Origin of the sequence: Empedobacter sp. UBA5987 (assembly GCF_002429865.1) — a bacterium.
Classification (GTDB): Bacteria; Bacteroidota; Bacteroidia; order Flavobacteriales; family Weeksellaceae; genus Empedobacter; species Empedobacter falsenii_B.
Window position 1 is genome coordinate 56,714 of sequence record NZ_DJBB01000063.1, and the last position, 13,641, is coordinate 70,354.

The window sequence follows — 13,641 nt, forward strand, 5'->3', positions numbered from 1 at the left end:
TCCAAAATAGGAAGCCTTAAAAATTATTATGATTCAAATCTTATTTTACAATTGTCATTTCATCAACGATGTGTTTTGCTCCAGCAAATTTATCAACAACCCATAAAACATAACGAATATCTACAGAAATCGTACGTTGTAATTTAGGATCAAAGATTACATCACCAGCCATTGCTTCAATGTTTCCGTCAAATGCAATACCGATTAATTCACCTTTACCATTCATTACCGGAGAACCAGAGTTACCTCCTGTAATGTCGTTATTTGATAAGAAGTTTACGTGTAAATATCCATCTTTATCTCCATATTGTCCATAATCTTTTGCTTTCGCTAAATCTAATAAACGTTGTGGATTTTCGAATTCTTCGTCACCTGCAATGTGTTTTGCAACTGTACCTTCTAATGTTGTGAAATAGTTAGAAGCAACATCTGGTTGACGTTTTGGATTTGTACTTTTTGGTAAATTTTGAATAGAACCGTAAGTTAAACGTAACGTAGAATTTGCGTCTGGATATAAGATATTTCCAATTTTAGACTCACGTAAACCTTTTACCAATAAACGGAAGTTTTTAGAATAAACATCATTCAATTTTGCTTGTTCATCTGTTTGCTTAGAAGCTCTTTCTACCAACGCATTTGACAAAACATATAAAGGATCTTTTTTCAAGACTTCTACATCTGGAGAAATTAAGAAATTCTCAACTTGTTTTTGATCAGCGAAGAAACTTCTTTCAACAGCATCATTTACATAAGCTGTAAAGTTCTTGTTATTTTGCTTCGCTAAATCAGCAACATAAGGCGCTAAACCAGCTTCGCTCGCTTTAGAAGCATAAAGATTTAATTGAGCAGCCAATAAATCTTTTTCTAAAGGTAAATACATTTTTTCGTAATATGCATTGATTGCATTCTGAATTTTCGGACGCATTTCATCACGTTTTGCATCATTCGCTGCTGCATAGTTTTCTAATGCTTTTCCAATAGAATATGGCGCACTTGCTAAAGTTGAGTAACGCAATAAAATGTTGATGTAATTGTTATGACGAGCATCTAAATTTGTTTTCGCATAATAATTATTCAAATTCGAAACAACATCACCATATTCGGCTTTGTTTGCTCCTTTTTGAGCCCATTTATTGAATTTTTCTTCTTCTTTTGTTTTCTTCGCAACAGTTCCATGAAGTTTTAAAGCTTCAATCATTCCATCACGATTTTTCCAATAGTTCGCAACTCCAGCATATTTAGAAGCATAATCAATATTTACTTTTTGATTTTGCTCCATATATTTTTTCATTTGATCCATTGTCACTTTAGAAGCTTCAACCCAAGCAGGATAAGCGTACTCTACATTTTGAGCAACACCTTGCGCTGGCATCCAACGATTTGTACGACCTGGATAACCCAAAATCATAGCGAAATCATTTGGTTGATATCCTTTTAAAGAAACTGGTAAATGATGTTTTGGTTGCAACGGAACATTGCTTGTAGAATAAGCCGCAGGATTTCCATCTTTGTCACCATAAACACGGAACATAGAGAAATCTCCTGTATGACGTGGCCATTCCCAGTTATCTGTATCTCCACCATATTTTCCGATAGAACTTGGAGGTGTTCCTACTAAACGTACATCTTCATAATCTTGGTAAACGAAGTAGTAATACTCATTTCCTTGGAAGAATGAACGAACAGAAACTACATATTTTCCGTTTTCGCTGTTTTCTTTCTCAATTTTTGCAATCTCTTGGTTAATCGCTTTTTCGCGATCCAACTCAGACATTTTATCATTTACAACACCTAAAATACGTTTAGAAACATCATCCATACGAACGAAGAAACGTACTTTTAAGCTTTTTGGTTTTAACTCAGCAGCTTTGTCTTTTGCCCAAAAACCATCTTTTAAATAGTCATGTTCAGGAGCAGATAATTCAGCAATCGCACCATAACCACAGTGGTGATTCGTCAAAACTAAACCTTGACCAGAAACCATTTCAGCAGTACATCCACCACCAAATTGTACAATAGCATCTTTTAAAGAGTTATTGTTGATACTATAAATTTCTTCAGAAGTTAATTGTAAACCTTGTTTTTGCATATCACGGTGATTCAGACGTTCGATGAACATCAAAAACCACATTCCTTCGTCAGCTTTCACTTTAAAAGGAAAAAGCATAACCACTAAAAGCGTGGATAATAAAAATTTTTTCATTATTTGTTTGTCTTCAATTTTACGATTTGCTAAAATAATTGATTATCTGAAGTTCTCCTAATCTTTAAGTATTTAATAAAGTTTAATTGAGATTTTATTGTAAAAAAACGATTACTTTTATTTAATTAACACAAAATTTGAATAATGAAAATTAAAATCATTAATCTACTTTGCTTTCTAATTGGTTTTATTGGAATGGTTGGTTTCATTATTATTTTGAATAATCAAACTAAATCAAAACCTGAATATTTTTTTGATGAAACTAATTTATCATTTGAATATATAGATGAAATTAGAAAATATAATTTTGAAAAAAATCAATTCGAGCAATATTATATTGAAGATACTATTGTAATAAAAAACGTTCTTGATCAAAAAGAAAAAGAAAAGATAATTTCCTTAATTAGAGATAAAAATATTTTTAGATTAGACTCTATTTATCAAAAAGGTCATGGAATAATTGTTACACTACCTAATCTAAGAAAAAATATTATTATTAGTGATAAAACTATCAATAGACATTTTGTTCTAACTTCTGCCTTTGAAGAAAATAATTATTTATCAAATAAAAAAGATTATAATGAATTAATCAATTTTATTAATGAACTAAATAGCATTTTAGACAAAAATGATAAAATCAAACATCTTAAAAAAACAGATTTAGAATTTATGTAACAAAAAAATCCGAGAAAATCTCGGACTTAAATATTATTAATAACTGTTAAGCTATTTTAGAACTAGTCTTTAGGTAAAGTATTTTTTAATGCTTCTATATAATTCATTATTTGTTTATTACCATTGGCATAAGATTCTGCTCTAGAAATCCATTTATCAAAATTTTGTTTATCTTTTAAACCAAGGTAACCTTTTGCTATATATACTGTTATTTCTGCTTTAAAAGCAACACTTGGAGAAATTTTAATAAGTTGATTGTATAAATCTTCAGCCTTCTTAAGTTCATTTGTCTCTACATAAGCTAGAAGCAATTCTTTCATTGCCCAATAATCTGTGTTATTATTTTTCAAATAACTCTCAAGTAAATCAATACCCTTTTCTGGTGTACCTAAAGCATTATATGCAAAACCTAATTCAAAAGCCAAACCTTTAAAATTTTTATCTTTTAAATATAATTCTTCAAGTGGCTTTAATGCTGCTTTACTTAATTGTAATCCATTCAAAAAACTACCTTGTTTGAGTAAAAATAAATTAGGGTTATTAATTTTATAATGCTCAAAATTATCTGGTTCAGACTTCAAGTTCAATGTATTTAATTCTTTATCGTTAAGGACATATACGTCTGAAGTGTTATTAGCTAATCTATGAATAATTAAAGATTCATCAGATTTCGTTTTTAATTTCAAACTTGTCGGTTCCTGGATAACTAACCCATAATATCGAAGCGTATAACCTGCTGTTGGATCTATATATATAAAGCCTAAAATGTGATCATTATCTGAATCATTAGAATCAAACAAAACCCATTTATTAACAGCATCATAAAATTTTGTTTCAAATTTTAATTGTGCAGAAAGTAGATAAGTCTGTAATAGCAAACAAAATGTAAAAAATGTCTTCATTTAAAAAGTATTATCGTTATTTTAAATATAACAAAAAAAGTCCGAGAAAATCTCGGACTTTTTACATTATATCAAAACTTAATTAAGCTTCTTTATTATCTTGAGGTTTATCCTCTTTTTTCTCTGCTGGTTTAGCAGGTTTTTCTGTTCTCTCTGGTTTTGGCAATAAAGCTTTACGAGATAATTTCATTTTCTTTTTATCATCGTAACCTAAGAATTTAACATCAATTTTATCACCGATGTTTACAGAATCCTCAACTTTTTCAAGACGTCTGTGCTCTAATTCAGAAATATGAACTAAACCTTCAACACCTTTAGCAATTTCTACAAACGCTCCAAATGGTTTGATAGATTTTACAACTGAATGATATGTTTCACCAACTTCTGGAACGAAAGCAATTTGTTTGATTCTTTCTACAACGCGATCGATGTTTTCTTGAATCACACCATTGATTTCCACACGTCCTGTTGTATCTAACTCAGTAATTGCAATAACTGTTTCAGTTTCTTTTTGCATTTCTTGAATTACTTTTCCTCCAGGTCCGATTACTGCTCCAATGAATTCTTTAGGAATTTCGATTACAACAACTTTTGGTGCATTTGGTTTCAATTGTGGACGAGGCGCTGGTAAAGTTTCTAATAATTTACCTAAAATGTGCTCACGACCTTCTTTTGCTTGTAACAAAGCTGTTTCCATGATTTCCATAGATAAACCTTGTACTTTAATATCCATTTGACAAGCTGTGATACCGTCTGCAGTTCCTGTTACTTTAAAGTCCATATCTCCTAAGTGATCTTCGTCTCCTAAGATATCAGACAATACTGTAAATTTCCCTGATTTAGTATCTGTGATTAATCCCATTGCAATACCTGAAACTGGTTTTTTCATTTGTAAACCAGAGTCCATAATTGCTAATGTTCCTGCACAAACTGTTGCCATAGAAGAAGAACCGTTAGATTCTAATACTTCAGAAACGATACGAACTGTATAAGGACAATCGTCTGGTAACATTTGCGCTAAAGCACGTTGTGCTAAGTTTCCGTGACCAACTTCACGACGAGAAGTTCCTCTTAATGGACGAGCTTCACCTGTTGAGAATGGTGGGAAATTATAGTGTAAAAAGAATTTTTCGTCGAAGTTTGTTACTACTCCATCAACCATATTAGCATCTTTAGAAGAACCTAAAGTTACTGTAGCTAATGCTTGAGTTTCCCCACGTGTGAAAATTGCAGAACCGTGAGTTGATGGTAAATAATCAACTTCTGTCCAAATTGGACGAATCGTTTTTGGATCACGACCATCTAAACGAATTCCTTCGTTTAAGATTAATTGACGTACAGCTTCTTTTTGTACATCGTGGAAGTAAATGTGAGCAAAAGGAGTTACACGAGCTAACTCTTCCTCATCTCCTTCGTATTGAGCTAAGAAATCTGCTTCAACTTGAGCAAATTTATCACCTCTTTCGTGTTTATCAGATGGATGTTTAGCGATATCATAAAATTTATCATATCCATAAGCCCACACTTTTTCGCGAATTTCTTCATCGTGTGTTTCGTGGCTATATTCACGTTTTGGTAAAGATTTACCTACTTTCGCTGCTAAACTTTCTTGTGCTTCAATTTGTTTTTTAATTTCAGCGTGAGCAAATTCAATTGCGTCTAACATTTCACGCTCAGAAATTTCGCTCATCTCCCCTTCTACCATAACAACAGAATCTTTAGAAGCACCAACCATAATGTCGATATCAGCTTGATCTAATTGCTCTTTTGAAGGATTAATCATTAACTCACCATTCAAACGAATAACGCGAGCTTCTGAAATTAATGTGAAAGGAATATCTGTAATTGCAATGGCTGCTGATGCAGCTAAACCAGCTAAAGCTTCTGGCATTACATTTTTGTCGTAAGAAATAAGTGAGATCATGACCTGAACCTCAGCATGGAAGTCTTCTGGAAACATTGGACGTAAAACACGGTCTACAAGACGCATTGTTAATACTTCATCGTCTGATGGTTTTGCTTCTCTTCTGAAGAAATTCCCTGGGATGCGTCCTGCAGCGTAAAATTTTTCTCTATAATCTACTGTTAAAGGTAAAAAATCTACACCTGGATTTGCTTCTTTGTTTGCTACAACTGTAGCTAATAACATGGTGTCGCCCATGCGTACAACCACAGATCCGTCAGCTTGTTTTGCTAATTTCCCTGTTTCGATTGTAATTTCTCTTCCGTCTGAAAGAGTAATTTTTTCTGTGATCGCCTGTGGAATCATTCGTCTTCTTAGTATTTAATTCGTCTAAAGTTAAAGCCGTTTGCTTTAACCGCATTATATAAAGATATATATCTTATTTTAATTTATAACAAAAAAAAAGGCAATTTCTACGTAATTGCCCTTTTACATTGTGTTTAAAATTACTTACGTAATCCTAATTCAGCGATAATCGCACGGTATCTTGTGATATCTTTTTTCTTTAAGTAGTTTAATAACGCTTTACGCTTACCAACTAACATAACTAATGATCTTTCTGTATTAAAATCTTTGTGATTTTTTTTCAAGTGACCAGTTAAGTGGTTAATTCTGTAAGTGAATAATGCGATTTGCCCTTCTGCAGATCCTGTATCTGTTGCAGATTTACCATGCTTTGCGAATAATTCGCTTTTTACTTCTGATGTTAAGTACATGCCAATATTATTTAATAATTATTATGTAATGAGGTGCAAATGTACAACTATTATATGAAATAATAAACTTTGTACAAAAATAAAAGTGACCGATTGGTTAATTCGGTCACTTTTTAAAAATTTGGTTTAGTTTGATTTAGATAGATAATAGAAAGTGATATTTTAATTTTCTACTAAATCGGATAAGTTTGTTAGTTGTAAAAGACTTGCTTTCACGATTTTTGGTTGGTAGGTTAAAAGTCGGCTTGTTTCAATAATTAATCATAGGTTAGTTAATAATTATTAAAATAGGTTTAGGTAGGTAAGATTAATCTTCTATAATTCGTATTTTTTTATTTGTTATTATTTTAATCGGATAAACTACTTTTTCGTCCGCAGTTTGTATTGTCATACATATATTGTTAATAGCAATTATCACGCCTTGTACATCATCTTCGATGATAATTCTTTGTCCAATTTCAAAATTTCTATTGGTATAAAAGGACAATAATAATCTGTAAATAACGTCTTTTGATCCTAATCCAAACGCGATGGCTAATGTCAAGAACACCGATCCTAAGATTAAGGATAAATTATTCGTAATTAAATCTGTATTAACTCCAGCTTGATTTAATGAAGTAATAATTGTAAATATCAAAATGATATAAAAAATGATATTACTAATAATATTTGCTCCGTTTAAATCAATTGATTTAATCAAACTTCTCAAAAAAGTTTTGATATAGTTAGCTAAATAAAATCCTCCTGCAAATATCAATACTGCACTAAAAAATTGTGGAAGATAATCTACAATTCGTCCTATTTGGTTAGAAACAACTGTTAAACCAAAAATATCTGAGCCAATAATAATGATCAATAAGATGATAAACAATCTTACAAATTGTAATATAATTTTAGATGGATCGACTTCTATTGACGAATTTTTTAATGCTTCGTTATTATTTAATGCTTTTTTTAGATTATCTATTTTAGATAATTTCAATATGTACTTGGTCAATATCAGAATCAACTTTAGCAAGATATACGACAGGATAATGAATATGATACCTCCTACAACTTTAGGAAAAATAAGTACCATTTCTTGATATAAACTTTCTAACAAGCTAAAATTTAAACCTATATTCATATAATCTATTTATAGTTAACCTTCTTTATCTTTTTTGTTCGGTTTGTTAATTGATTTTTTTCCGATTCCGAAAAAATTTCCAATTGTACTTGGATATTTTACTGAAACCAAATCGGCTACTTCCAACGATAATTTTATTAAAGCAACATCATCCATAACTTTTTGCTTTATTCTTTCTGGAAGCTTTTCATTGGCTAGCATAGTCTTAAAAGGGTTTTCCATTTTACAAAGCGTTATAAATTTTTAGTAAACGATTTTTTGCTCGATTCAATCTCATCTTAGTTGCACTTTCACCAATCTCTAAAGTTTCTGAAATTTCTTTGATTGAAAATTCATCTTGATATTTCATAAGTAATATAGATTTCTCTTCTACATCCAACTCCTTTAGGGACTGCGTTAGTTTTTCGATTTTTAATTCAAAAATTTCTTTGTCATCAATAATTTCGTCATTATAGTTATCAACCAAATCATCCGTCACCGAATAATTTTTTCTTTCTTCTTTTATCTTTCGTTGCACATGATTGACACAAAAATTATATGTAAAAGAATATAACCAAGTAGAGAATTTAGATTTTGATTGATATGTTTTCAGTTTTACAAACAACTTTACAAATATATCATGCGTCATATCCTGCGCCTCTGCTTGATCTTCTACAAAGCTCAAACATTTATTATATACCGTATGCGCATACCTATCATACAATATACCGAACAAATGTTGATTTTTTGTCTCGACAATCTTATACACCAAAATGTCATCTGCAATATTTTCTATAGAATCTTTTGACATTTCAACTGCTTACATTTATATGACACACCTATTCCTATTTGGTCACTTGTTTTTTTTGATTTTTTTATATTTATTTTAAAATAGCTTTAACTTAAACGAATATCTATCTAAAATACAATAATATATAAAAAAAACCGACAAATAAAAATTTATCGGTTTTTTTATAAAATAATAATTGTTACGAATTATTTCTCCAAAACATCTAAGACATCCTGAAAACCTCCTCCATTAAAAATTTCGTCTACACCTTGTGCTTGTAAATATTGTGCAGCTTGACCAGAACGGTTACCACTTCTACAAAAAACCACAATAGGTCTTGACATTTCTTTAAACTCCTCTACTCTCGTAGGAACTTCTCCTAATGGAATATTGATCGCATTTGGAACAAATCCATCTGTATCCAATTCAAAAGGCTCGCGAACATCTACTAATGTTACATTAGCATTGTTTATTGCTTCAACTGTTGTCATTTTAATAATTCTATTTCTATTTTTTATCCAATCAATAATTTTGCCAAGCATCTTACCAAATTCTAATACGGTCTTTTGGTGCTTTGTACAATTTATCTCCTGGTTTTGTTTTAAACGCATCGTGGAACGCATCAATATTAACGATTGGTCCAAAAGAACGGTAATATCCAGGCGAATGTGGATCTGTTTTCACTTGATTTACTAACGCTTCGTCAGTCGCTTTTGTTCTCCAAATAGTTGCCCAAGATAAGAAGAAACGTTGTTGCGGAGTATATCCATCTATATTTCCGTAAGTTCCTTTATCTTTCAAATACATTTGTAATGCATCAAAAGCAACAGAAGCTCCTCCTAAATCTCCAATATTTTCCCCAGATGTAAATGTACCATTAACGTGTGTTCCTGCTACTGGTTCATAACCATCATATTGCGTAGCCAAGGCTTTTGTAGCTTTTGCAAATTTCTCTTCGTCTTGTGGTGTCCACCAGTTTACTAAATTTCCATCACCGTCAAATTTAGCTCCCGAATCATCGAATCCGTGAGAAATTTCGTGACCGATAACTGCTCCAATTCCACCAAAGTTTACAGCTGCATCCGCTCTATAATCATAGAAAGGTGGTTGTAAAATTGCTGCTGGGAAAACAATTTCGTTATTAGTTGGATTAAAATATGCATTTACAGTTTGTGGCGACATTCCCCAACGAGTTTTGTCAACTGGTTTTCCAAAATCTTTCAAGTTTTCTGCTTGACGCCATTTGCTAATTGCCATTACATCTTCAATTAAGTTTCCTCCATCTGCCAAAGATTTTACTTGTAATCCAGAATAATCTTTCCATTTATCAGGGTAACCAATTTTTACAGTAAACTTGTTTAATTTTTCTAACGCTTTCGTTTTAGTTGCATCAGACATCCAATCTAATTCTTTGATGTGTTTGTCAAAAGATTTGAATAAATAACTGATTAATTCTTCAGCTTTTGCTTTTGCCTCTGGTGGAAAATTATCTTTCACATAAATTTGTCCTAATAATTCTCCTGTTGCGCCATTTACAAACGCTAAACCTCTTTTTTCTAATGGACGTTGTTCTTTCTGACCTGATAAAGTTTTTCCGTAAAATTCGAAATTAATTTTATCTAAATCGGATGTTGAATAACTTGCATAAGAATTGATTAATTTAAAACGTAAATAATCCTTAATCAAAGGTAAATTCTCTTGATTTAAGATTTTATCTAAATTTTTATAATAATCTAATTCACCGATAATTACCGTTTCCGGATTAATTCCTAAAGCTTTTACATAACGCTCAATATCAACATTTTTCGTTAAATTCTTAACTTCAGATAATTTTACAGGATTGTATGATTTATTTGGATCACGATCTTCTTCAACAGTTTTGATGTATTTCGCCATCATTTTTTCGAAAGCCACAATTTTTGGACCTTTCAAATCACGTGTTTTAGAACCTGTATAAGGCATCAATTGATCAATAAACTTGTTCAAATTAGCTAAAGTTTCAGTATTTTTAGCATCTTCTTTTTGGTAATAAGTTTTACCTAAAGTCAAGTCAATATCTCCTAAATAAACAGCATTTTGTTTACTATTTTTAAGGTCAGTATAAACATAAGCACCATAAAAAGGATTCTCTCCGATAGCAGCTACATCGATTAAATAATCTTGTAAACCTTTCATATCTTTGATCGCATCAATCTGCTTAAAATATTTTTGTAATGGTGCTAAAGCCGTTTTGTTACGCGCATCAACATTCATATACGCATCATACAAATCCGCAATTTTTTGCTCACTTGTTCCTTTAGCGTGTTTCGTTTTAATAAGATCTTTCACTAATTGCAAAGTGACCTTATCCGTATTTTCTCTTAACTCATCAAAACTTCCCCATCTTGCTCTATCAGAAGGAATTTCTGTAATTTTCATCCAATTACCATTTACATAATTATATAAATCATCTTGTGGACGAACCGACTTATCCATATAGTTTGGATTAAAAGCCTGATATGATTCTTGTGCCATTGCTAACATAGATGTACAAGCAAATGCAGCAACAAATAGTTGTTTTTTCATATTTCTACTAAGTATTTTTGATATGATATGTCGAAATTAATACGACGTTTGTTACAAATTTACTAAATAAAGTCTTAATTATTCGTGCAATTTTCAACACTTTTGAGGGGAAAAATTAACATTTTTAAAACTTTCAAAACAAAATTCTTTATCATTTAAGATATTTTATATTGTAAAAAGCTTATTAAACAGAAAAAATTTCTATATATATCATTCCATATTTATATATTTAACAAAAAACAATCGATTTCTTTATTAATATCTAAATATTATTTTGTTATATCCATATTCAATAGAAAATCTTTAAATTTGGGGTCAAACAAAAGTAACTTTTTAAGATGGAAACCGATACGATTTTGATCACCGGCGCTTTAGGACAAATTGGTTCTGAATTGGCTGAGAAATTAAAAACCATTCATGGAAAAAATAATGTAATTATTTCTGATATACGTGATCCTAAAGATGTTGATTACGATGGTATTTACGAAGTAATTGACGTAATGGATGTTGATCGAATAAAAGAAGTCATTGCAAAACATAATATTAAAACAGTTTATCATTTAGCAGCTCTGCTTTCTGGTACAGCTGAAAAAAATCCAATGTTTGGTTGGAAATTAAACATGGACACTTTGCTTACTTTCCTAGAATTAGCGAAAGATAAAGTAATCGATAAAATCTTTTGGCCTTCTTCTATTGGCGTTTTTGGTCCAGATACACCAAAAGACAATACACCTCAAAATACAATTCAAACTCCTTCTACGGTTTATGGTATTTCTAAATTATCGGGAGAATATTGGTGCAAATGGTACCAACAAAATCATAATGTAGACGTTCGTTCTGTTCGTTTTCCTGGTCTTATTTCTTGGAAAACTCCTGCTGGAGGTGGAACTACAGATTATGCTGTTGATATTTATTACAAAGCAATCGAGGATGGAAAATATACTTCTTTCTTGAAAGAGGGAACTTATTTGCCTATGTTGTATATGGATGATGCGATTAATGCAATTGTTGAATTAATGTCTGCTGATCCAAAACAATTAGGCGAATTTAAATCTTATAATTTAGGAGGTTTAAGTTTTGCTCCAGAACATTTAGCAGCAGAAATCAAAAAACATATTCCAAATTTCACAATCGATTATGCGCCAGATTTCCGTCAAGCTATTGCTGATACTTGGCCTTCATCTATCGATGATTCTGTTGCAAAAGCAGATTGGGGATATCAACCGAAATTTGATATCGATAAAATGACAACGACAATGTTAGACAATTTGAAAATAAAATTAGGTAAAGCTTAATTTTTTCTTACAATACAATATTTTAGGAATGCTCTTTGATAATTTTTTGGTTAAAAACCACAAAATATGTCAGGAGCATTTTCTAATTTAAAAAATATCATCCATCTACTAAAATCTGTTGATTTAGAGCAATTAAATAAAATTTCTCAAAAAGTAGATTTACCTCTTTTAATGGAAAACTTTTCGAAACTTGATGATAAACAACTTCAAGGAATGATGAAAATGTTAAATCCAAATAAAAAACACAAAGAACTTCCTCCAATTGATGGCGATTTCTACGATGTTTTTCACACTTTAACTCCAGAACAACGCGAATTACAGTTAAAAGTAAGAGCTTTTATGGAAAAAGAAGTTAAACCAATCGTGAATGATTATTGGCTTCGTGATCAATTTCCTTTCGAATTAATTCCAAAATTTAAAGAACTTAACATTTGTGGCGTCACTTACGACGGTTATGGTTGTCCAAATTTACCTTTTATTATGGAAGGCGTTTTGGCAATGGAAATGGCTCGTGTAGATGCTTCAATCGCTACTTTTTTTGGTGTTCAATCAGGTCTATCAATGGGATCAATTTATATTTGCGGATCGGAAGAACAAAAAGCAAAATGGTTACCACAAATGCAAAAATTTGATAAAATTGGCGCTTTTGGATTAACTGAACCCGAAGTTGGTTCTGGTGCAGCAGGAGGTTTGACCACAACATGTAAAAAAACAGAAGAAGGTTGGATTTTAAATGGTCAAAAGAAATGGATTGGTAATGCGACTTTTGCAGATTTAGTGATTATTTGGGCAAGAGATTTGGATGATGGAGAAGTAAAAGGATTCATTGTTGAGAAAGATAATCCTGGTTTTTCTGTAGAAAAAATCAAAGGAAAAATGGCTTTACGAATTGTTCAGAATGGCTTGATTACTCTGAAAGATTGTTTAATTACAGAAGAAAATCGTTTACAAAATGCTAATTCATTTAAAGATACAGCAAAAGTATTGCGAATGACAAGAGCTGGAGTTGCTTGGATGGCAACTGGCTGCGCGCGCGGAGCATATGAAAGCGCTTTAGATTACACTCGAAATCGAAAACAATTTGGAAAACCTATTGCTTCTTTTCAAATGATACAAGGACATTTAGTAGAAATGTTATCTAATTTAACAGCAATGCAAACTTTAGTTTTTCGCTTATCTGAAATGCAAGACGAGGGAATTTTACTAGACGAACACGCATCTTTAGCAAAAGTTTTTTGTACAATGAGAACACGAGATGTCGTTTCACGAGCACGAGAAGTAATGGGCGGAAATGGAATATTATTAGAGCATGACGTCGCTCGTTTTGTTGCCGACTCCGAAGCCATTTACAGCTACGAAGGCACAAAAGAAATCAATTCGCTTATTGTAGGTCGATCTATCACAGGATTTAGCGCATTTGTTTAAAA

Annotated in this window: 12 protein-coding genes; 3 read left to right on the forward strand and 9 right to left on the reverse strand. The window is 31.4% G+C overall.

Annotated features, from left to right (window positions below):
* Positions 1 to 40 precede the first annotated feature (40 nt).
* Positions 41 to 2,203 carry a S46 family peptidase gene (locus B3J26_RS11025; RefSeq protein WP_038333656.1) on the reverse strand — a complete coding sequence of 721 codons (2,163 nt, stop codon included), beginning with the start codon at positions 2,201 to 2,203 and terminating at the stop codon, positions 41 to 43.
* A gap of 144 nt (positions 2,204 to 2,347) precedes the next feature.
* On the opposite strand from B3J26_RS11025, the gene B3J26_RS11030 reads away from it, so the two are divergent.
* Positions 2,348 to 2,878: a hypothetical protein gene (locus tag B3J26_RS11030; protein ID WP_291074566.1), complete on the forward strand. Its 531-nt coding sequence runs from the start codon at positions 2,348 to 2,350 to the stop codon at positions 2,876 to 2,878.
* A gap of 62 nt (positions 2,879 to 2,940) precedes the next feature.
* Here B3J26_RS11030 and B3J26_RS11035 read toward each other — a convergent pair whose 3' ends face one another.
* From B3J26_RS11035 to B3J26_RS11070, 8 genes are all read right to left on the reverse strand, one after another.
* On the reverse strand, positions 2,941 to 3,780 hold the full coding sequence (locus B3J26_RS11035; RefSeq protein ID WP_114999939.1) for a tetratricopeptide repeat protein: 840 nt from the start codon (positions 3,778 to 3,780) through the stop codon (positions 2,941 to 2,943).
* Between the two features lie 82 nt (positions 3,781 to 3,862).
* Positions 3,863 to 6,049: a polyribonucleotide nucleotidyltransferase gene (locus B3J26_RS11040; RefSeq protein ID WP_280050083.1), complete on the reverse strand. Its 2,187-nt coding sequence runs from the start codon at positions 6,047 to 6,049 to the stop codon at positions 3,863 to 3,865.
* A 140-nt stretch (positions 6,050 to 6,189) separates the two neighbouring features.
* A complete protein-coding gene (gene rpsO / locus B3J26_RS11045) occupies positions 6,190 to 6,459 on the reverse strand; it encodes a 30S ribosomal protein S15 (RefSeq protein WP_038333654.1) in 270 nt (89 codons plus the stop codon).
* Between the two features lie 307 nt (positions 6,460 to 6,766).
* Positions 6,767 to 7,441, reverse strand: a complete 675-nt coding sequence (locus tag B3J26_RS11050; RefSeq protein WP_260392428.1) for a mechanosensitive ion channel family protein — start codon at positions 7,439 to 7,441, stop codon at positions 6,767 to 6,769.
* 159 nt (positions 7,442 to 7,600) lie between these two features.
* Positions 7,601 to 7,807 (reverse strand): hypothetical protein, encoded by a 207-nt coding sequence (locus tag B3J26_RS11055; protein ID WP_291074570.1) that lies wholly within the window; start codon positions 7,805 to 7,807, stop codon positions 7,601 to 7,603.
* Position 7,808: 1 nt separating this feature from the next.
* Positions 7,809 to 8,375: an RNA polymerase sigma factor gene (locus B3J26_RS11060; protein ID WP_038333651.1), complete on the reverse strand. Its 567-nt coding sequence runs from the start codon at positions 8,373 to 8,375 to the stop codon at positions 7,809 to 7,811.
* A gap of 185 nt (positions 8,376 to 8,560) precedes the next feature.
* The gene (locus B3J26_RS11065; RefSeq protein WP_244958029.1) at positions 8,561 to 8,896 is read right to left on the reverse strand and encodes a rhodanese-like domain-containing protein; all 336 of its coding nucleotides are present in this window, start codon (positions 8,894 to 8,896) and stop codon (positions 8,561 to 8,563) included.
* Between the two features lies 1 nt (position 8,897).
* Positions 8,898 to 10,919, reverse strand: a complete 2,022-nt coding sequence (locus B3J26_RS11070; RefSeq protein ID WP_114999931.1) for a M13 family metallopeptidase — start codon at positions 10,917 to 10,919, stop codon at positions 8,898 to 8,900.
* A 338-nt stretch (positions 10,920 to 11,257) separates the two neighbouring features.
* Between B3J26_RS11070 and B3J26_RS11075 the strand changes: the two genes are divergently transcribed.
* Complete coding sequence (locus B3J26_RS11075) at positions 11,258 to 12,214, forward strand: NAD-dependent epimerase/dehydratase family protein (protein ID WP_291071546.1); 957 nt, start codon at positions 11,258 to 11,260, stop codon at positions 12,212 to 12,214.
* Positions 12,215 to 12,280: 66 nt separating this feature from the next.
* Entirely contained in the window at positions 12,281 to 13,639 is a 1,359-nt protein-coding gene (locus B3J26_RS11080; RefSeq protein ID WP_291074572.1) for an acyl-CoA dehydrogenase family protein, read from the forward strand.
* The last annotated feature ends 2 nt before the right edge of the window (positions 13,640 to 13,641 follow it).